Source organism: Neobacillus ginsengisoli (genome assembly GCF_030813055.1).
Genome location: NZ_JAUSTW010000002.1, coordinates 483401 through 502516 on the forward strand (window position 1 = coordinate 483401; position 19116 = coordinate 502516).

The 19116-nt window shown below is 37.4% G+C and carries 22 protein-coding genes; 16 read left to right on the top strand and 6 right to left on the bottom strand.

Annotated features, from left to right (window positions below):
- Positions 1–4 precede the first annotated feature (4 nt).
- A complete protein-coding gene (locus J2S10_RS07850) occupies positions 5–214 on the bottom strand; it encodes a DNA-dependent RNA polymerase subunit epsilon (RefSeq protein ID WP_307406170.1) in 210 nt (69 codons plus the stop codon).
- A gap of 513 nt (positions 215–727) precedes the next feature.
- On the opposite strand from J2S10_RS07850, the gene J2S10_RS07855 reads away from it, so the two are divergent.
- Both J2S10_RS07855 and J2S10_RS07860 read left to right on the top strand, forming a co-directional pair.
- Entirely contained in the window at positions 728–1624 is an 897-nt protein-coding gene (locus J2S10_RS07855; RefSeq protein ID WP_307406172.1) for a DMT family transporter, read from the top strand.
- A gap of 23 nt (positions 1625–1647) precedes the next feature.
- On the top strand, positions 1648–2418 hold the full coding sequence (locus tag J2S10_RS07860; RefSeq protein ID WP_307406174.1) for a Cof-type HAD-IIB family hydrolase: 771 nt from the start codon (positions 1648–1650) through the stop codon (positions 2416–2418).
- A gap of 37 nt (positions 2419–2455) precedes the next feature.
- On the opposite strand, the gene def is transcribed toward J2S10_RS07860, so the two are convergent.
- Positions 2456–3010 (bottom strand): peptide deformylase, encoded by a 555-nt coding sequence (gene def, locus J2S10_RS07865; protein ID WP_307406176.1) that lies wholly within the window; start codon positions 3008–3010, stop codon positions 2456–2458.
- Positions 3011–3244: 234 nt separating this feature from the next.
- On the opposite strand from def, the gene J2S10_RS07870 reads away from it, so the two are divergent.
- The 5 genes from J2S10_RS07870 (at position 3245) to lpdA (ending at position 9294) form a co-directional block, all read left to right on the top strand.
- Complete coding sequence (locus J2S10_RS07870; RefSeq protein WP_307406179.1) at positions 3245–3910, top strand: YkyA family protein; 666 nt, start codon at positions 3245–3247, stop codon at positions 3908–3910.
- 483 nt (positions 3911–4393) lie between these two features.
- The gene (gene pdhA, locus J2S10_RS07875) at positions 4394–5509 is read left to right on the top strand and encodes a pyruvate dehydrogenase (acetyl-transferring) E1 component subunit alpha (protein WP_307406181.1); all 1116 of its coding nucleotides are present in this window, start codon (positions 4394–4396) and stop codon (positions 5507–5509) included.
- A gap of 3 nt (positions 5510–5512) precedes the next feature.
- On the top strand, positions 5513–6490 hold the full coding sequence (locus J2S10_RS07880) for an alpha-ketoacid dehydrogenase subunit beta (RefSeq protein ID WP_307406183.1): 978 nt from the start codon (positions 5513–5515) through the stop codon (positions 6488–6490).
- Between the two features lie 76 nt (positions 6491–6566).
- A complete protein-coding gene (locus tag J2S10_RS07885; RefSeq protein WP_307406775.1) occupies positions 6567–7874 on the top strand; it encodes a dihydrolipoamide acetyltransferase family protein in 1308 nt (435 codons plus the stop codon).
- 4 nt (positions 7875–7878) lie between these two features.
- Entirely contained in the window at positions 7879–9294 is a 1416-nt protein-coding gene (gene lpdA, locus J2S10_RS07890) for a dihydrolipoyl dehydrogenase (protein ID WP_307406185.1), read from the top strand.
- Between the two features lie 510 nt (positions 9295–9804).
- Here lpdA and J2S10_RS07895 read toward each other — a convergent pair.
- Positions 9805–10239: a DUF1885 family protein gene (locus tag J2S10_RS07895; RefSeq protein ID WP_307406187.1), complete on the bottom strand. Its 435-nt coding sequence runs from the start codon at positions 10237–10239 to the stop codon at positions 9805–9807.
- 155 nt (positions 10240–10394) lie between these two features.
- On the opposite strand from J2S10_RS07895, the gene J2S10_RS07900 reads away from it, so the two are divergent.
- Positions 10395–10694 (top strand): DUF3055 domain-containing protein, encoded by a 300-nt coding sequence (locus tag J2S10_RS07900; protein WP_307406188.1) that lies wholly within the window; start codon positions 10395–10397, stop codon positions 10692–10694.
- A gap of 168 nt (positions 10695–10862) precedes the next feature.
- Positions 10863–10985, top strand: a complete 123-nt coding sequence (locus J2S10_RS07905) for a GapA-binding peptide SR1P (protein WP_307406190.1) — start codon at positions 10863–10865, stop codon at positions 10983–10985.
- Between the two features lie 59 nt (positions 10986–11044).
- Here the strand turns inward: J2S10_RS07905 and J2S10_RS07910 are convergent, their stop codons facing one another.
- Positions 11045–12517 carry an aminotransferase class I/II-fold pyridoxal phosphate-dependent enzyme gene (locus J2S10_RS07910; protein ID WP_307406192.1) on the bottom strand — a complete coding sequence of 491 codons (1473 nt, stop codon included), beginning with the start codon at positions 12515–12517 and terminating at the stop codon, positions 11045–11047.
- Positions 12518–12730: 213 nt separating this feature from the next.
- Between J2S10_RS07910 and J2S10_RS07915 the strand changes: the two genes are divergently transcribed.
- Positions 12731–13690 carry an NAD(P)H-dependent flavin oxidoreductase gene (locus tag J2S10_RS07915; protein WP_307406194.1) on the top strand — a complete coding sequence of 320 codons (960 nt, stop codon included), beginning with the start codon at positions 12731–12733 and terminating at the stop codon, positions 13688–13690.
- A 43-nt stretch (positions 13691–13733) separates the two neighbouring features.
- On the top strand, positions 13734–14006 hold the full coding sequence (locus tag J2S10_RS07920) for a UPF0223 family protein (protein ID WP_307406196.1): 273 nt from the start codon (positions 13734–13736) through the stop codon (positions 14004–14006).
- Positions 14007–14067: 61 nt separating this feature from the next.
- Here J2S10_RS07920 and J2S10_RS07925 read toward each other — a convergent pair whose 3' ends face one another.
- A complete protein-coding gene (locus J2S10_RS07925; protein ID WP_307406199.1) occupies positions 14068–14700 on the bottom strand; it encodes a YktB family protein in 633 nt (210 codons plus the stop codon).
- A 181-nt stretch (positions 14701–14881) separates the two neighbouring features.
- Here J2S10_RS07925 and J2S10_RS07930 point away from each other — a divergent pair, with 181 nt between their 5' ends.
- The gene (locus J2S10_RS07930) at positions 14882–15076 is read left to right on the top strand and encodes a hypothetical protein (protein ID WP_307406202.1); all 195 of its coding nucleotides are present in this window, start codon (positions 14882–14884) and stop codon (positions 15074–15076) included.
- A 274-nt stretch (positions 15077–15350) separates the two neighbouring features.
- On the top strand, positions 15351–16148 hold the full coding sequence (locus tag J2S10_RS07935) for an inositol monophosphatase family protein (RefSeq protein ID WP_307406203.1): 798 nt from the start codon (positions 15351–15353) through the stop codon (positions 16146–16148).
- 41 nt (positions 16149–16189) lie between these two features.
- Here J2S10_RS07935 and J2S10_RS07940 read toward each other — a convergent pair whose 3' ends face one another.
- Complete coding sequence (locus J2S10_RS07940; RefSeq protein WP_307406206.1) at positions 16190–16375, bottom strand: YlaF family protein; 186 nt, start codon at positions 16373–16375, stop codon at positions 16190–16192.
- A 196-nt stretch (positions 16376–16571) separates the two neighbouring features.
- On the opposite strand from J2S10_RS07940, the gene typA reads away from it, so the two are divergent.
- From typA to J2S10_RS07955, 3 genes are read left to right on the top strand one after another with little or no spacing between them, the layout of a single operon-like run.
- Positions 16572–18410: a translational GTPase TypA gene (gene typA / locus J2S10_RS07945; RefSeq protein WP_307406208.1), complete on the top strand. Its 1839-nt coding sequence runs from the start codon at positions 16572–16574 to the stop codon at positions 18408–18410.
- Positions 18411–18438: 28 nt separating this feature from the next.
- A complete protein-coding gene (locus J2S10_RS07950) occupies positions 18439–18753 on the top strand; it encodes a YlaH-like family protein (protein ID WP_307406212.1) in 315 nt (104 codons plus the stop codon).
- 16 nt (positions 18754–18769) lie between these two features.
- On the top strand, positions 18770–19063 hold the full coding sequence (locus tag J2S10_RS07955) for a hypothetical protein (protein ID WP_307406214.1): 294 nt from the start codon (positions 18770–18772) through the stop codon (positions 19061–19063).
- The last annotated feature ends 53 nt before the right edge of the window (positions 19064–19116 follow it).

Sequence of the window (19116 nt, forward strand, 5' to 3'; positions counted from 1 at the left end):
ATTATCAAATCTCCAATACTTTATAGTCTTCATTTTGTTGTTCATATTCTAAATAAGCTCCTTTAACTGCTTGTACAAATTCAACGTTAAATCCTCGGTCAGCTATTTTTGTACGGACATCTCTTACTGATTCTCCTTCAATATAAAGAACCTTTGTTTTCTCTCTGACAGGGACCTGATTAATACTTTCTTGATAATATACTTTAAATATCATGTAATATCGCTCCTCACTCGTTCATAACTTTTTCTATTATATAAAATAATTACATCTTTTTCATTTATTTTCTTCTTTGCCCTAAAAAGAACCTAAAAAGGAAGTAATTGGTCATATAGTGAAAAGTATGTAAAAAGATCACTGTAAATAAATTTACAATAAGGAAGGAGCCCTTCGCAAGTTTGAAGGGCTCAAAAATTTAGGCAATGGTTTTTTTTCGCAGTAAATCTTTCCACTGTTTTAAGAGCTTCTTTCTTAGCTTCTTCAACATAGTGGATCATCTCCTTACCTCTTATTTTAAACGATCCTTGTCCAATGTAAAGCAAGCCATAGTAGAATATTGTAGTTTTTTTAAAAATGAAAGATTTTTTGCTATTATTATATGTTAAAAATGCAGTTTCTTTCATGGTTAAACATGGAATTCATGCTTCTGACCCGGAATTGACAAATATTTAAGGAAGGTTTAGTGTTTTTATACAGGTAAATCATTGGAGAAAGAGGAAAAGCAAGAACATGGGGAAATTATATAGTGCTTTATTTGTTTTAAGTTTAATTTGGGGAACGTCCTTTTTGTTTATTAAAGTCCTTTTGTTAGAAATGGGACCGTCTGCGGTTGTTTTTGGCCGGTGTTTATTTGGTACTCTAATGCTGTTAGTCATATTACTTTTAAGTAAGAGGAAAATTAAATTTAAACAAATACCTTGGCTCAGCGTATTAATTGTTGCTTTAACAAATAACACACTTCCATGGCTGCTGATTTGTACAAGTGAAACCAGACTTTCATCCGGTATGGCATCGATCATTAATGCTACTACGCCAATCTGGACATTAATCATCGGTTTTTTATTTTTTTCATTACCACTTAAGAAAAACCAATGGGTAGGAATCCTTATCGGTTTTATAGGTATATTTATTTTATCCGATTTTAAGCTGGGAGATCTTTATAAGGGGAATACTATTGGTATTTTATTAATGACAGGCGCCACCTTTTGTTATGGATTGGGTGCTCAACTGTCCAAAAAGTATCTTTCCACATTATCTGTAATTGAAACATCGTTTTTTACATTAGCAGTTTCTACTGTAATTAGTTTTATTATGATGATGTTACTTACACCTCAATCGCTTTCCATTTTTCTAAATGTGAAGCTGCTAGTGCCTTTGCTTGGACTAGGTTCATTTGGTTCGGGTATTGCCTATCTTCTATATTATTTTCTTGTAAAAAGAGGAAGCCCGGAATTTGCCTCACTCGTTACTTATCTTGTACCCGTATCAGCAATTATTTGGGGTGGGCTGCTATTAAATGAGGAGTTTCATTTATATATGCTGATAGGTTTACTGGTGATTTTTATAGGTGTATATATTTCTTCTTTAAAATCTAAACGAAAATCAAACGAGAGTGCAGTAGCATAGATTCAGCAAAGGAGTCATGACAAATGAAGAAAATTGTCTTTTTTGATATAGATGGAACATTGCTTGATCATGAAAAAAAACTTCCTAATAGCACGAAAAAAGCAATCAAGCTTTTAAAGGAGAATGGTATTTTTGTTGCAATTGCAACAGGCAGGGCGCCATTTATGTTTAAAAGCTTACTCGAGGAGCTGGATATTGACTCCTTTGTTAGCTTTAATGGTCAATTGGTAATTTTTGAAAATGAAGTCATCTATGAAAATGCTCTTAATCAACAGGAACTTGAACGATTTTTACACGATACAAAGAAAAAGGGACATCCATTAATATTTATGAATGAAAAAACAATGAAAGCTACCGTTACCCATCATTCTTTTATTGAAATAAGTATGGGAAGCTTAAAGCTGCCCCATCCCGGTGAAGATGCATCCTTCTATGTCGAGCGAAATATTTATCAGTCTTTACTTTTTTGTGAGGCTAAAGAAGAACAGGAATATTTTCAGGAATACCAACAATTTGATTTTATCAGATGGCATCCGTATTCTGTGGATGTATTGCCTAAAGGCGGTTCAAAAGCAGAAGGTATTAAAAAAATGATTGAACGATTAGGTTTTGATTTAAAGGATGTATATGCATTTGGAGACGGATTAAACGATCTGGAAATGCTTAAGGCGGTTGGGACGGGAATTGCTATGGGGAATGGAGTTCCGGAAGCAAAAGAGCTTGCAGATTTAATTACATCTGATGTTTCAGAGAATGGTATTTGGAATGGATTAAAAGAATTACAGCTTATTTAACTTTAAAAGAGGCTGACCTTTGGGCAGCCTCTTTTCTTTACCTCTCGATACCAATGGCCCCTTCGACAGGTTTAAAAGGGTCCTGTTTATTAATATAATCATAAAACATAATTCCGTTTAAATGGTCAATTTCATGCTGAAAGCAGATTGCAGGCAGTCCTTTTAAACGGAGTTTTACCTCTTCACCATTAATATCCCATCCCTTTAAAGTGATTCGTGCATACCTTGGGACATAACCGGGTATAGATTCATCTACCGATAGACAACCTTCGCCTGAAAGCAAATATGCTTGCTCAACTGAATGACTTACAATTTTTGGATTAAATAAAGCATAGCTATAAAGGTTTCCATTGTCGTCATAAACATGAACCGCTATCATCCTTTTTGAAACATTAATTTGCGGGGCAGCCAATCCGATTCCGGGGCGTAGGCCATATTGGGCAGCCATGTCCGGATTTTGGCTGTTTTTCACATATTCTAATAAACTTAAGAGTATTTGTTTATCTTCATCAGATGGTGGCATTGCTACTTCTGCTGCCACTTCCCTAAGTGTAGGATGGCCATCTCGAATGATATCCTCCATCGTTAACATGATCCATTCACTCCTGTATAAAACTAAATTATTGCTAACAATAGTCTATCAAACAATTTATGAAAAGTTAACATCTGAAATGAAAGATGATTTTAAAAACGAAAAGAGGATACGATGGGCAAGGGTAATCAAAGAATGAAAAAGTAATGATATACAAATTTTTACACCGAGAAATATTGTTAATTAATCTAAGTATCGATATAGTATGAGTTGTAATAAGTAAGGGGGTGCATTGTGTCGATTTTTGGCAATAGTCGTTTCATTTTTTCAATTTTTACTGCGATAATCTTATTATCCGGCTGCTTGAATCAAAAGACTCCTGTCGAAAAAATGTATGATGTCTTAGAAAAAGTAGTGTCTTCGGAAAAAGGGTTTGAAGAGCAGCAGGAACCGCTAGTTTCATTAGAGAAGAAAGAAAAAGAAGTTTATGATCAAATGATTGGACCGGGAATAAAACAAAATGAACAAATTGTAAAGCTTGCTGATGAAGCACTTTCAATGGCGGATCAAAGAAAAATTCATATGCAAAAAGAAACGGACAGCTTAAGAAAATCTGAAAAAGAATTCAAGCAAGTAGCAGGTATTAAAGATACAATTGAAGAATCGGAACTGAAGAAAAAGGCCAATGAATTGTATGAAATTATGATCAAAAGATATAGAGCGCATGACATGTTATTTAACGAGTACTCTGAGGCTTTAAAATACGATAATGAATTGTATAAAATGTTTAAAAGTAAAATCCTTCCCCTTAGGGACCTGGAAGCACAAGTGAAAAAATTGAATAAAACCTATCAGAAGGTTTATGATGCCAATGAAAACTTTAATAATCTTACAAACCGATATAATGAAAAGAAGCTGGAGTTTTATAAAAAGTCAGGGATTAACATGAATAAGCAATAAAAAATCGGCTTTATATGCTGATTTTTTTATTGCTTTCCTATAACAAGTGAAAAAACTTTACAATCTTATATAACAGATCGGAAAAATGAATGGTACAGCGAGTTAGCGGAAATGCAATATTAATAATATGATTATGATGAAAAATTATAATGCATAGTAATTGACTAGGGGATTTTGTTGGTGTACACTCATTAAGGATATATCAATTGTATCAATTTTGTTCCGAAAATTATTGATACAGAATAAAATGAATGATGGGAGAAAGATACTGCGTTTTATGATGACTTAATGTGGAATGCTAATAATTAATCGGATTCACAGAAAAAAGTCTGCAGGTCTTAATTCATCATTAGATTCCTTTACAAAACTGATAAAATCGAGTGGATATTTAAAAGCATTCTTTTATTAGGTTTTTGGGTAATCTAACACAAGTGGAATTTATTTTAACATTCTTGTTTTAAAAGAAAGGAAGAGGTGACCTAGATGGCTTCTAAACTTAAGAACGCCCAACTCGATTCGAAAAAAGTACTCGAGACAGTAACAGATCAATTTCAAACACTTCAAATCCTGAATGAAGAAGGCGAAGTTGTAAACGAAGCAGCAATGCCTGACTTAACAGATGAACAGCTACAAGAATTAATGCGCCGCATGGTTTATACACGTATTCTTGACCAAAGATCGATTTCTTTAAATCGTCAAGGGAGACTGGGTTTCTATGCCCCTACTGCCGGTCAGGAAGCATCACAGTTAGCATCCCAATTTGCTCTTGAAAAAGAAGACTTTATTTTACCCGGATACCGTGATGTACCACAATTGATCTGGCACGGATTACCGCTGCATCAAGCATTTTTATTCTCACGCGGACACTTCCAGGGAAATCAAATTCCTGAGGGAGTAAATGTTCTTTCTCCGCAAATCATTATCGGTGCTCAATATGTCCAAGCAGCCGGCGTTGCACTAGGAATTAAGAAGAATGGAAGTAAAGCTGTGGCCATTACATATACAGGTGATGGTGGAGCTTCTCAAGGGGATTTCTACGAAGGAATTAACTTTGCAGGTGCATTCAAGGCACCGGCGATTTTCATTGTACAAAATAACCGCTTCGCGATTTCAACTCCTGTTGAAAAACAATCAGCAGCGAAAACTGTTGCTCAAAAAGCAGTAGCAGCCGGTATTCCAGGTATTCAAGTTGATGGAATGGATCCATTAGCTGTTTATGCTGCTACACATGATGCACGTGAACGCGCAATCAATGGGGAAGGTCCTACTTTAATTGAAACACTAACTTACCGTTATGGTCCACATACAATGGCTGGTGATGATCCAACTCGCTATCGTACTGCTGACCTTGATAATGAATGGGAAAAGAAAGATCCTCTTGTTCGTTTCCGGAAGTTCCTTGAAAAGAAAGGTCTTTGGAGCGAAGAAAAGGAAAATCAAGTAATCGAGCAAGCAAAAGAAGACATCAAAGAGGCAATCAAAAAGGCAGACGCAGCTCCTAAGCAAAAAGTGACTGACTTAATGTCGATTATGTTCGAAGAAATGCCTTCTAACCTGAAAGAACAATATGAAATCTATAAAGCAAAGGAGTCGAAGTAAGTCATGGCTCAAATGACAATGATTCAAGCAATTACTGATGCACTAAGGACTGAATTGCGCAACGATCCAAAAACATTATTGTTTGGGGAAGACGTTGGGGTAAATGGCGGTGTATTCCGTGCCACTGAAGGTCTCCTAAAAGAATTCGGCGAAGATCGCGTATTCGATACTCCTCTAGCTGAATCAGGAATCGGTGGTTTATCAATCGGATTAGCTTTAACAGGCTTTCGTCCTATCCCCGAAATTCAATTCTTCGGATTTGTTTTTGAAGTAATGGATAGCATTGCCGGACAAATGTCCCGTATGCGTTACCGTTCCGGAGGACGTTATAATATGCCAATTACAGTACGCTCTCCATTTGGAGGAGGAGTACATACTCCTGAGCTTCACTCGGATAGTTTAGAAGGATTAATGGCTCAAACACCGGGCTTAAAAGTTGTTGTGCCTTCTACACCTTATGATGCAAAGGGATTACTGATTTCATCCATTCGTGACAATGACCCGGTTGTATTCCTAGAGCATTTAAAATTATATCGTGCTTTCCGCCAGGAAGTTCCTGAAGGTGAATACACGATTCCACTTGGAAAAGCAGATGTAAAACGAGAAGGAACGGATTTATCTATCATTACTTACGGCGCAATGGTTCATGAATCATTAAAAGCAGCAGAAGAACTTGAAAAAGAAGGTTTTTCAGTAGAAGTTGTTGATTTGCGTACCATAAGCCCTCTTGATATAGAAACCATTATCGCTTCAGTGGAAAAAACAGGTCGTGCAATTGTTGTTCAAGAAGCACAAAAACAAGCCGGTATTGCAGCTACAGTTGTTGCAGAAATCAATGACCGCGCTATTTTAAGTCTGGAAGCTCCGGTATTACGCGTAACTGCTGCGGATACAATTTATCCTTTTTCACAAGCTGAATCTGTTTGGCTTCCTAACTATAAAGACGTAATTGAAACAGCTAAAAAAGTTTTAACATTTTAATTAAATTTGCAAGAAATTTATATACAATAGGAGGATGAATCTAGTGAGCGCAACTGCCACATCATTCCAATTTAAAATGCCTGACATCGGTGAAGGTATTCATGAAGGTGAAATCGTCAAATGGTTCATTAAGCCAGGCGATAAAGTTCAAGAAGATGACGTACTATGCGAAATTCAAAATGATAAAGCAGTGGTGGAAATTCCTTCCCCTGTTGAAGGAACGGTTCTTGAGGTTTTAGTGGGAGAAGGAACTGTTGCAACGGTAGGGCAAGTCCTTGTCACTTTTGATGCTCCAGGGTATGAAAACTTGCAATTTAAAGGCGATCATGGTGATGAAGAGCCGAAACAAGAAGAAAAACCGGCTGCTCCTGCACCTGAGGCTAAAATAGAGGCAGCACCTGCACCAGCACCTGCTGCAGTCGGAGCAGGTACAGCACCACAGGCGGAAGTTGATCCAAACCGCCGTATTATTGCCATGCCATCTGTTCGCAAGTATGCACGTGAAAAAGGTGTTGAAATCCGTCTTGTTACCGGAACAGGTGATAACGGTCGTATTTTGAAAAGTGATATTGATGCATTCTTAAGCGGTGGTGCAGCAGCACCTCAAGCTGCAGCGGCACCAGTTGCAGAAGCACCGGTTGTTGAGGCACCAAAAGCAGCGGCGCAGGTTCCACAAGGTGAATACCCGGAAACCCGTGAGAAAATGAGCGGTATCCGCAAAGCAATTGCAAAGGCAATGGTTAATTCGAAGCATACTGCACCACATGTAACATTAATGGACGAAGTGGATGTAACAAAACTTGTAGCACACCGTAAAAAGTTCAAGGAAGTTGCAGCAGCGAAAGGAATCAAGCTTACTTTCTTACCGTATATCGTTAAAGCTTTAACAAGTGCTTTAAGAGAGTTCCCGGCATTAAATACATCACTTGATGATGCAACAAGTGAAATTATTCATAAGCATTACTATAACATTGGAATTGCAGCAGACACGGAAAAAGGCTTGTTAGTTCCTGTTGTTAAGGATGCTGACCGGAAATCAGTCTTTACTATTTCGAATGAAATTAATGATTTAGCTGGCAAGGCACGTGACGGTAAACTTGCTCCAAACGAAATGAAAGGTGCATCATGCACAATTTCAAACATTGGTTCAGCAGGCGGTCAATGGTTTACACCTGTTATTAACCATCCTGAGGTTGCTATCTTGGGCGTGGGCAGAATTGCTGAAAAACCAATCGTAAGAAACAGCGAAATTGTTGCTGCTCCAGTATTAGCACTTTCTTTAAGCTTTGACCACCGTATGATTGACGGTGCCACAGCGCAAAATGCATTAAATCATATTAAACGATTATTGAACGATCCAGAACTATTGTTAATGGAGGCGTAAAAAAATGGTAGTTGGAGATTTCCCAATTGAAACAGATACTATAGTCATTGGTGCAGGTCCCGGGGGGTATGTCGCAGCTATTCGTGCGGCACAGCTTGGACAAAAAGTAACGATTGTTGAAAAGGAATATGTGGGCGGTGTTTGTTTAAATGTAGGATGTATTCCTTCAAAAGCACTAATTGCCGCAGGCCACCGCTACGAAACAGCGATGCATTCAGATGCATTTGGTATTACTGCCGAAAATGTAAAAGTTGATTTTTCAAAGGTTCAAGAATTTAAAGCAGGAATCGTGAATAAGTTAACCGGCGGGGTAGAAGGCTTATTAAAAGGAAATAAAGTGAACATCGTTCGCGGTGAAGCTTATTTTGTCGATGCTAATACACTTCGGGTGATGGATGAAAATTCTGCTCAAACGTATACCTTTAAAAATGCGATTATTGCAAGTGGTTCTCGTCCAATTGAGCTTCCTGCTTTTAAATATTCAAAACGTGTCCTTAATTCAACAGGTGCACTTAATTTAAATGAGATCCCGGAAAAAATCGTTGTCATCGGCGGCGGTGTAATTGGGATTGAACTTGGCGGTGCTTACGCAAACTTTGGCAGCCAAGTAACTGTCTTAGAGGGTGCGGATGAAATTTTAGGTCTTGGCGTTTTTGATAAACAAATGGCTGCACTGGTTAAGCGCACAATGAAGAAAAAAGGTGCAGAATTCTATACAAATGCATTTGCTAAGGGTGTAGAAGAAACTGAAAACGGTGTGGTTGTAACATTCGAAACAAAAGGCGAAGAGAAGAAACTCGAAGCTGATTACGTATTTGTAATGGTTGGACGCCGCCCTAATACAGATGAAATGGGCTTAGAACAAGTTGGTGTAAAATTAACTGACCGAGGTCTTATTGAAATCGACAAACAATGCCGTACAAATATTAGCAATATTTACGCCATTGGAGATGTTGTTCAAGGGCCACAATTAGCACATAAGGCATCATATGAAGCGAAAATTGCCGCTGAGACGATTGCCGGCCATTCTTCTGAAATTGATTACTTAGGAATTCCTGCAGTTGTCTTCTCTGACCCTGAACTAGCTTCAGTTGGTTACACAGAAGCACAGGCTAAAGAAGAAGGAATTGAAGTAGTTGCTGCCAAATTCCCATTTGCAGCTAACGGTCGTGCTTTATCACTAGATAGCGGCGATGGCTTCTTAAAATTAATCACTCGTAAAGAAGACGGACTTGTGATTGGAGCACAGATTGCCGGCGCTAGCGCATCCGATATGATTGCAGAACTTGGTCTTGCGATTGAAGCCGGAATGACAGCAGAAGATCTTGCCATGACGATTCACGCACATCCTACGCTTGGTGAAATTACAATGGAAGCGGCAGAAGTTGCACTTGGAAGCCCGATCCATATCATAAAATAATGCAAAAAAAGTCCTTTCCGATTTATCGGAGAGGACTTTTTATTACTTTTGGAGAATTGTTTATAATAGATTGTCGGTAAGAAACAGAATCATCATTAAATTGTACACTAATTTTGGTTTGCCAACAATTTATTTCAAAAAGAAAAATAACTCCTCTTTCCAAAACATATACTTAACAATAAAGTCATCATAATTAAAATCAAAACAATGCTTTAAAAGTGGTGATAAATATGAGGGTCTATATTGTAATGATACTGCAATTTATCGTATGGAGCGGTTATTCATTAATTGAATGGTTATCAAAACATGACCAACTGATATACAAAGTCATTATGTTTTTTATATTCTTTTATTTAGCTTTTTTAATCGGAAATAAGGTAACGAAAGCACCCCGTCAAACTCTTTTTCTCACCGCACTAAGCTTAGTAATTTATACATCGATACATTATACGATGGCACTTTTTTTACATTAAAAAAAAGCCCCGATTGGGAGCTTTTTGGCAGGATCTCTTATTTTCTTGGATAAAAGTACATGATTCTTTCATTAAAAAGATGAAGCTCACCTTGTAATTTTTTTGCGAGAAATTTACAAAATTCATTCGCTTTACCTTTATCGCCGAAAGTGGACTGTTCAGGTAAAGTAATCTGAATATAAGTTTGTTCTCTTTCTTCACCATTCTCTTCCCGGACAGTTTCTTTATCAACACCTATTAAAATAGCATAATACCGATCGTGGTTAGAGTGTAAATAAAACCACTTTCCCTTACCTTCTTCTTTTTCTTTTATTTCATATGGGAAGGCAGAATTTTCAAATTGCCAATCCAATTGATCACCGGTTTTTCCGGTAATGTCTTTATAATAGTAAAAGAGTTCTTTTACATCTTCGATCGATACATCCTGTTTCGCAGATGAAGGCACAAGCTTAATAAAGGCGTTTTTAGCCATCATCATTCCCCCTTACTAGTCCTGAATTATATCCCTTTCTATTCTAGCATTGGAAAAACAGTAAAGACAACACTTACAAAAATAAGTTTCTTGTTAATTTTGTGAATATCTATTATAATAATATTCTAAACAATCAAAATTAATGGAGGGGTCCAATGGAATTATTTGAAAAGATGTATGATGAACATGAAAATGTTAAAGTAAGGTTTATTGGATTTACGACAGAAAATTCCCGTTTTGATTTTGGAATCATTTACACGAATATGTTTTTCGGCAAACCCCTAGTAGTCTGTATGCAAACTGGCCGTTCCACTCTCCTCGATCCAAAAGACATTGAAGACGTCGATTACCTTCAAAATGTATTCCGGATTTCTGATAAACAACAAGCAGCAGACCTAGCTGATTTTTTCAGCGAAACTCTCCCTTCTATCCCTTTTGTCACCCAATATGAATAATATTACTCAATTTGGCCATTTAATGGCCATTTTTTTTTGAAATATATTTTAATGTGATATACAAATTAGGCTTGAAAAATTAAATGTGATATATTATTATTAGTTTAAAGAAACCTAAAACGCTTACATTATTATTGATCATTCAAATATGAAAAGGGGAATGAAAAGATGGGCACAATCGTTTGCCAAGCTTGTAACTCTACTATTGATCATTTTGAAGATGAAAAAGTAACAGTTCTATATTCTAAATGTAATTGTTGCAACGATCATCATGTTGAGGAAGAAGTATAAATAATTGTAAATAATTTATGAAAATAGAAACAGGATTCCGTTATCGGAATCCTGTATTTTTATCTTATGGCCTTGTATTCTTTAATCACTCGAATTGTTTTAATTTCATCATCTTCAGGTCCCTGAACAGGCAGGCCGACTTCAAGATTTTTGCGAATGTAATGAAGGTTTTCTTTTGTTATAATCTCACCCGGGATAAAAATTGGTATACCCGGCGGGTAAACCATGATAAATTCAGCAATGATTCTACCTTCAGAATCTTCAAAAGGAATTACTTCTGTATCTGAATAAAAGGCATCTCGCGGTGTTAACGCCAAGATGGGGATATCGGGTAATAAGACTTGTAAGGGTTCAACCTTATCAACTCGGTGTTCACACTCGTCGGCAAGATCTTTTAAAGCATTAACTAATATATTTGCTTCATTTTCCGTATCTCCAATAGTGATTAAACAAAGGATGTTATATAAGTCAGACATTTCAACTTCAATATTATGTTTATCTCTTAACCATTTTTCTACTTCATAACCCGTTAATCCTAAATCTTTAACCGAGATAATCAACTTGGTCGGATCATAATCAAAGGTAGAATTTGAGCCTAGAATTTCTTCACCAACGCAATTTAAATGATCAATCTCGTTGATTCTTTGTCTAATGGATTGAGCTAATTTTATTGTCTTGCTAATTAATTCATTACCCTCTGTTGCTAAGCGTTTACGTGCTACATCGAGTGAAGCAAGTAAAAGATATGAGGTTGAAGTTGTTGTAAGCATGCTTAGGATAGATTGTACGTGCTTTGCCGATACAAGTCCTTCTTTTACATTCAGAATAGAGCTTTGCGTCATCGACCCACCTAATTTATGAACGCTTGTTGCAGCCATATCAGCACCCGCCTGCATAGCAGACAACGGGAGTTCATCATGAAAATGGATATGGACACCGTGGGCTTCATCAACAAGAACAGGGACATTATGGGAATGAGCAATTTCAACAATTTTTTTTAGATCTGCAGAAATACCAAAATAGGTTGGATTTATGACTAGAACGCCTTTTGCATCCGGGTGCTGTTCAAGTGCTCTGCCAACTGCTTCAGGTGTAATTCCATGAGAAATTCCTAATTCTTCATCAATTTCAGGATGAATAAAAACGGGAATGGCCCCTGAAAAAACCACTGCCGACATAACTGATTTATGCACATTACGCGGGACAATGATTTTATCTTCAGGTCCGCAAACAGCCATAATCATGGCCATAATGGCTCCGCTTGTGCCTTGAACTGAAAAGAAGGTACGGTCTGCCCCAAACGCTTCTGCGGCAAGATCTTGGGCTTGTTTAATCATCCCTTTAGGCGCATGCAGATCATCAAGCGGTCCAATATTGATTAAGTCAATTGAAAGAGCGTTATCACCAATAAAATTTCGAAATTCCGGATCAATTCCGGCGCCTTTTTTATGACCGGGAATATGGAATTGAATCGGATTCCTTTTTGCATGTTCTACTAAACCGCTAAATAACGGTGTTTGATTTTGCGACAATTTATTATTACACCTCTTTATTCAAAAATACGCATATTATTGCAAGATAAAAAATAAAACAAATGAATTATAGCACTAATGCCAATCCTTGCAAAGATATTTGTGTATTGAAGTTGAATCTTTTTATATTGTTCAAGTTATTTTCCCATTAAAAAAGGAAAATTAACCTTTTTCAACGAAATTACTGGTAAACAATTAATTGGAGGGCTTTAAATGAACTGGAAAACCCGAATCACAGATACTCTAAACATCCATTACCCAATCATACAAGGAGGACTTGCATATCTGGCATATTCGGAATTGGCAGCAGCGGTATCCAATGCCGGGGGACTGGGTCAAATTACGGCAATGTCTTTAGACAATCCGGAACAGCTCAGAGAAGAAATCCGGCAAGTGAAAAAGCTGACAAATAAACCATTTGGTGTAAATTTTGCAATCGGTCAGCACGGGAGGCCGTTTTCTGACTTTTTACGAGTAGCGATAGATGAAGAAGTCCCTGTGGTTTCAATGACAGGCGGGAATCCTGCTCCGATTTTTGAACAGTTAAGAGGAACACCGATTAAGAAATTGGTCCTTGTAGCCGCCAGGAGACAAGCTGTAAAAGCCGAAGAACTTGGAGCAGATGCGGTAATGGTAGTGGGGCAAGAAGGAGGCGGGCATCTTGGCCGAGAGGATGTTGGAACAATGGTGCTTATCCCTCAAGTTGTGGATGCTGTTTCCATTCCTGTAATTGCTTCCGGAGGAATTGGAGACGGCAGAGGTCTTATGGCTGCGCTAAGTTTAGGTGCAGAGGGAATTGAAATGGGAACAAGATTTATTGCCACGAAAGAATGTGTTCATGCACATGATGTTTATAAGAAAATGTTGGTTGAGGGTACTGAGTCTGATACAGTAGTCATTAAACGAACACTGGGGACCCCGGCGAGAGTATTGACAAATTCCTGGGCTGATAACATTCTTGAAATCGAAAAAAATAACGGTGGGTACGAACAGCTAAAGGATCTTATTTCCGGTAAAGCCAATGTTCGCTATATTCATAATGGTGCAGTAAATGAAGGGTTTGCCTGGGCCGGACAGGTTATGGGGTTAATAAAAGATGTTCCAACAGTAGATGAACTTTTTAACCGAATGATTAAAGATGCAGAACAAATTCGTGAAAAGTGGGGAAAATAAAGGTATTATACATTTGAAACGATAATAATAAGCAGGTGAAAATATGGAATACCAATATCCAATTGATTACAGCTGGACAACTGATGAAATTGTCGATGTGATTAAATTTTTTGAAGCGATTGAAAGAGCATATGAAAAAGGAATCGAACGCGATGAAATTATGTATGCTTATCGTCGGTTTAAAGAAATTGTTCCAAGTAAAGCGGAAGAAAAAACAATTTGTGGTGAATTTGAAGAAATCAGCGGCTATTCATCCTATCGTACCATTAAAAAAGCAAAAGAGGCTGCTAGTGGTGATAAGATATTGATGAAATAAAAATGCTCCCTTTGGTGGCTGTTGACAAACTTTTGTCAACAGCCACATTTGGGAGATTTTTTTATTCTATGCCTTGTGCCAGTTTATACAGAGGTGCCACTTTATTAAATACATTTTCAATATGTTGAAGTAAACTCTCCGAACCCAATTGGACAGCTTCTTCTCTGTTAATTACATAACCGCACAATATTTCAGCTTTCTTTATGTTCTGCAACCGTTCAAAATAGGAAAGTAACTCAGCCTTTGATAATTGTCCATGCTTAATCGTATCCGGTTTCATATGATCAACGGACCAAACATAATCCTTTGGAATATCTTTATAAATTTTATTCAATTTTTTAGCTAGTCTTGCCCCAATTTCTTGCTTTTGCGGTGCCTCATAAATAAGTGCAAACCATATAAATAAATGGGTATTCCACAAGCCTATTTGAAAATGCGGGAGCATTTTGTAACCGCGAGGATTATTGGCAAACGCAACCCATGTATCTTTTGGAGGATTAATCGTTCTCCTTGCATGTTTAGCAACATGTACAAACATTTCATCGCCTGTTACTGCAGTTAAGGATGGTGAAAAATAGTGCCCGAGACTTTCCAATTTAGGTCGAATTAATTCCTTTAATGCTTCCATTCGTGCGTCTAAACCATCTATTAAGAAAACATCAAAATCTTCATTTGTAAAGCCTGTAAAATTCATACAAAAACCCCCTGTGAAACATCTGTCAATAATTGTAGCATACCATCGAAGTATTCAAGAAATTTGTTGCTTATATAGGTTAATGCACATATTTGTTGCAACCGCTCGCGCTAACTCATACTATACAGTAAAAAAAAATTTGAAAAATTAGTTAATAAAGCGTAGGAAGGGGTGGAGAAACATGAAGCAATTGATGAATACATCACTTAAAAAAGCGGGAGAAAAAGAAAGAACTGCTGTATTAAGACTGGAAATGGATTATGAATTAGCAGTTTTATTTGAAGCCATTGAAGAAAAGAACGAGAAAAAGATGAAGGATTGCAAACAAAAATTAGAAAAAATCCGCCAAGAATTGTTGCGATTAAAAGCTCTTTGATTGTTAGAATGTATTTCATCAAAGGGGAAACTTTTTGGAATGAAACAAATTAGAATGATCATCGTACTTATCTAAAACGAACTCCAGAAATGAAAAGGGAGTTCGTTTATTATTTTTCCAAAATGGAAATCACAAGTAAAAATTGATCATAGTGAGGGAAGTCTAATAGTTGATGGGTTAAACCATTTTGATTAAGCTAGAGGTACCACTCTTTTTTTCTAAGTTGTTACATAGAATGGAATGTGAAAAAATTTCGGTAAAAAGGAGGATTTCTATGAATTGGGAAAGCATCGATGCCCTTGCCAAGCAATGGGTAAAAGAAGCAGGGGAAAAAATTAGGTCTTCTTTTGATAAGACGCTAAATATACAAACAAAAACTAATCCTAATGATTTGGTTACGAATATCGATAAAGAGATCGAACAATTTTTTATTAGTAAAATAAGAGGGGTATATCCAAATCATAAAATTATGGGGGAAGAAGGATTTGGAGATGAATTTACCAGTCACGAGGGAATAGTTTGGCTGATCGATCCAATTGATGGAACGATGAATTTTATTCATCAGCAAAGAAACTTTGCCATTTCACTAGGTGTATATGAGAATGGAATCGGAAAAATAGGTCTAGTTTACGATGTTGTACATGATGAGTTGTATCATGCAATTCGTGGAAGGGGGGCATACATGAACGGTATGCCCTTGCCCCAGCTTAATGAAACAACTGTAAAAGAAGCAATTATTGCCTTAAATGCTACATGGGTAATGGAAAATAAGCGTATTGATCACAATCTAATGATACCTCTTGCCAGAGATGCCCGTGGAACAAGATCATACGGAACGGCCGCACTTGAGATGGTGTTTGTAGCAACCGGCAGAATCGACGCCTATATTTCATTAAGATTAGCTCCTTGGGACGTTAGCGGCGGTTCTGTGATTGTTGAAGAATTAGGCGGTGTTGTGACTAATTTAAGGGGTAGGAAACTTGATTATCTTGGGCAAGATTCACTGCTAGTTGCTAAGCCCGGACTCCATCAAACAATTTTAAGGGATTATTTAAAGGAAGGAAAGTGGTAAGACAAAGAAAAAGCGCCCTTCATGGGCGCTTTTTCTTTGTCTTATAATTCACCATTTTCACGCATTTTTCTTTTGGTTTTAAATCCCATCCCCATGATAAGTATGACAGCCATAATACAACCTAATGCGCCAATAATACTTTTTTCAGCTATTGCGATTCCAATTCCCATAATACTTGCGGCAGCGAGAATGGCATACACAACAAATATCCATTTTATTTGTTTCATTTTTATATCCCCCACTGTTATCGAAATAAGCTTTTAAAATGTTTTTCCTGCTTGGTAATATTAATGTTTTTTCCTACATCCTTCATTCTACATAAAAACCTTTTAGGTTTCTACTCTAAATGTGGTATAATGTTTTAGTTGTATAAGGGAAACTATAAATAGCTTTATTTTATGAATAGAGGTAGGAGTGAATTTTTTGAAAATAAGAGAAGATATCCGTAATATCGCGATCATTGCCCACGTTGACCATGGAAAAACGACACTGGTTGATCAATTGCTAAAACAATCAGGGACGTTCCGTTCCAACGAGCACGTTGAAGAACGTGCAATGGATTCCAATGATCTGGAAAGAGAGCGCGGAATTACCATTTTGGCTAAAAACACTGCGATTCAATATAAAGATACAAGAATCAATATTTTGGATACTCCCGGACACGCTGACTTTGGCGGTGAAGTAGAACGGATTATGAAAATGGTTGATGGAGTATTGCTCGTAGTCGATGCATATGAAGGATGTATGCCGCAAACACGTTTTGTTTTGAAAAAAGCTTTAGAGCAAAATCTAACACCGATTGTTGTTGTGAATAAAATCGACCGTGACTTTGCTCGCCCGGCTGAGGTAATTGATGAAGTAATCGATTTATTCATCGAGCTTGAAGCAACGGAAGATCAACTTGAGTTCCCGGTCATTTATGCATCTGCAATAAATGGAACAGCTAGTACTAATCCTGAAAAACAAGATGAGAACATGCAATCCTTGTATGACTCGATTGTTGAACACATTCCGGCACCCGTTGACAATAGTGATGAACCGCTTCAATTCCAGGTAGCATTGCTTGACTATAATGATTATGTCGGCAGAATCGGAATTGGCCGTGTTTTCCGCGGAACGATGAAAGTAGGGCAACAGGTAGCGTTAATGAAATTAGACGGTTCCGTAAAACAATTCCGTGTCACCAAAATTTTTGGCTTTTTTGGTTTAAAACGCGAAGAAATTCAAGAAGCAAAAGCAGGCGATTTGATCGCAGTTTCCGGAATGGAAGATATTAATGTCGGTGAAACAGTTTGTCCAATTGAGCATCAAGATGCCCTGCCGATTTTAAGAATTGACGAGCCGACACTTCAAATGACTTTCGTTGTAAATAACAGCCCTTTTGCAGGTAGAGAAGGAAAGTATTTAACATCAAGAAAGATTGAAGAAAGACTTCGTGCGCAACTGCAAACGGATGTAAGTTTACGGGTAGATAATACAGATTCACCGGATGCTTGGATTGTTTCAGGCCGCGGTGAGCTTCATTTATCGATTTTAATTGAAAACATGCGTCGTGAAGGCTATGAACTTCAGGTTTCTAAGCCTGAAGTAATCGTAAAAGAAATAGACGGCGTTCGCTGTGAACCGGTTGAGAGGGTTCAAATCGATGTTCCTGAAGAACATACCGGCTCTGTAATGGAATCAATTGGTGCTCGTAAAGGTGAAATGATCGACATGATAAACAACGGTACTGGTCAAGTCCGCTTAATCTTTAATGTGCCGGCACGCGGTCTAATCGGATATACAACCGAGTTCTTAACGATGACTCGCGGTTATGGAATTATCAATCATACATTTGATAGCTACCAGCCGATGCTGCAAGGGCAAGTTGGCGGCAGACGTCAGGGTGTATTAGTCTCCATGGAATCAGGAAAAGCTTCTACGTATGGCATAATGCAAGTAGAAGATCGCGGAACAATATTCGTCGAGCCGGGAACAGAAATTTACGAGGGAATGATCGTGGGAGAGCACACTCGCGAAAATGACATCACTGTTAATATTACAAAAGTAAAACAAGCAACGAATATTCGATCAGCTAACAAAGATCAGACATCTGTCATTAAAAAGCCGCGCATTCTGACGTTAGAAGAATCGCTGGAATATTTGAATGAGGATGAATATTGTGAGGTAACTCCTGAATCCATTCGTCTCCGTAAAAAAATACTTGATAAAAATGAACGTGAAAGAATGGCGAAAAAGAAAAAATACGCTGAAATGAGTTAACTTCTTTCTGATTGAGGAGGTTTTGGATGTGAATGTTGCAGAGCGCCTATCCTTCTTTGCTGCTCTTTATAAAGTTAGCGAACAGCCAAAACTAGGAATGTGGCTTCTTTATTTAACTATAGTGGCTCTTTCCATTGTGGTGTACAAACTTGGTTTTGCTAAGAAATTACCGCTGGGAAAATCAATTGTAATATATATCTTTTTATGTGTTGGTTGTACACTTCTCACTTTTTTAGGAATCTTTTTACCTGTTGCAGAGGGGCTTGTTGTTGCTGCATTGATTTTAATAATATATAAAATTCGCTTACATCAATCGAAAAAACAGCAGGCTGAGGCTAAATAACGGGGGTTTTACCTGAATGAAATCCTTACAGGATGTATTATATAATTGGCTTACCATTAAGGTCGTTTGTGACGCCCGTCCTGATGACACAGCGGCCAGGGATACAAAGGATCTTTTTGATGAGAAATTAACGAGGGAGCATCAGGTTTCAGAAATTGATGTTACGATGGATGAGACCATGTACTATGTTTCATATCTTCATGGTGGAGAAACAAAGAAAACACGCTTTCCTCGTGAATTAATTGAAGTCATGCTGAACCAAATTAATCAAGAGCCTGAAAAATATCAAAATTATCCACTGGAAGATTAAAAAAACCTCAAGTTCCTCCAATTAGGGAGAAACTTGAGGTTTTTCACTTTTCT

Excerpts from the sequence above, each read along its gene's own strand:
- J2S10_RS07850 (WP_307406170.1), bottom strand. The coding sequence starts at position 214 with ATGATATTTAAAGTATATTATCAAGAAAGTATTAATCAGGTCCCTGTC.
- J2S10_RS07855 (WP_307406172.1), top strand. The coding sequence starts at position 728 with ATGGGGAAATTATATAGTGCTTTATTTGTTTTAAGTTTAATTTGGGGA.
- J2S10_RS07860 (WP_307406174.1), top strand. The coding sequence starts at position 1,648 with ATGAAGAAAATTGTCTTTTTTGATATAGATGGAACATTGCTTGATCAT.
- def (WP_307406176.1), bottom strand. The coding sequence starts at position 3,010 with ATGTTAACGATGGAGGATATCATTCGAGATGGCCATCCTACACTTAGG.
- pdhA (WP_307406181.1), top strand. The coding sequence starts at position 4,394 with ATGGCTTCTAAACTTAAGAACGCCCAACTCGATTCGAAAAAAGTACTC.
- J2S10_RS07880 (WP_307406183.1), top strand. The coding sequence starts at position 5,513 with ATGGCTCAAATGACAATGATTCAAGCAATTACTGATGCACTAAGGACT.
- J2S10_RS07885 (WP_307406775.1), top strand. The coding sequence starts at position 6,567 with ATGCCTGACATCGGTGAAGGTATTCATGAAGGTGAAATCGTCAAATGG.
- lpdA (WP_307406185.1), top strand. The coding sequence starts at position 7,879 with ATGGTAGTTGGAGATTTCCCAATTGAAACAGATACTATAGTCATTGGT.
- J2S10_RS07895 (WP_307406187.1), bottom strand. The coding sequence starts at position 10,239 with ATGGCTAAAAACGCCTTTATTAAGCTTGTGCCTTCATCTGCGAAACAG.
- J2S10_RS07900 (WP_307406188.1), top strand. The coding sequence starts at position 10,395 with ATGGAATTATTTGAAAAGATGTATGATGAACATGAAAATGTTAAAGTA.
- J2S10_RS07905 (WP_307406190.1), top strand. The coding sequence starts at position 10,863 with ATGGGCACAATCGTTTGCCAAGCTTGTAACTCTACTATTGATCATTTT.
- J2S10_RS07915 (WP_307406194.1), top strand. The coding sequence starts at position 12,731 with ATGAACTGGAAAACCCGAATCACAGATACTCTAAACATCCATTACCCA.
- J2S10_RS07920 (WP_307406196.1), top strand. The coding sequence starts at position 13,734 with ATGGAATACCAATATCCAATTGATTACAGCTGGACAACTGATGAAATT.
- J2S10_RS07925 (WP_307406199.1), bottom strand. The coding sequence starts at position 14,700 with ATGAATTTTACAGGCTTTACAAATGAAGATTTTGATGTTTTCTTAATA.
- J2S10_RS07930 (WP_307406202.1), top strand. The coding sequence starts at position 14,882 with ATGAAGCAATTGATGAATACATCACTTAAAAAAGCGGGAGAAAAAGAA.
- J2S10_RS07935 (WP_307406203.1), top strand. The coding sequence starts at position 15,351 with ATGAATTGGGAAAGCATCGATGCCCTTGCCAAGCAATGGGTAAAAGAA.
- J2S10_RS07940 (WP_307406206.1), bottom strand. The coding sequence starts at position 16,375 with ATGAAACAAATAAAATGGATATTTGTTGTGTATGCCATTCTCGCTGCC.
- J2S10_RS07955 (WP_307406214.1), top strand. The coding sequence starts at position 18,770 with ATGAAATCCTTACAGGATGTATTATATAATTGGCTTACCATTAAGGTC.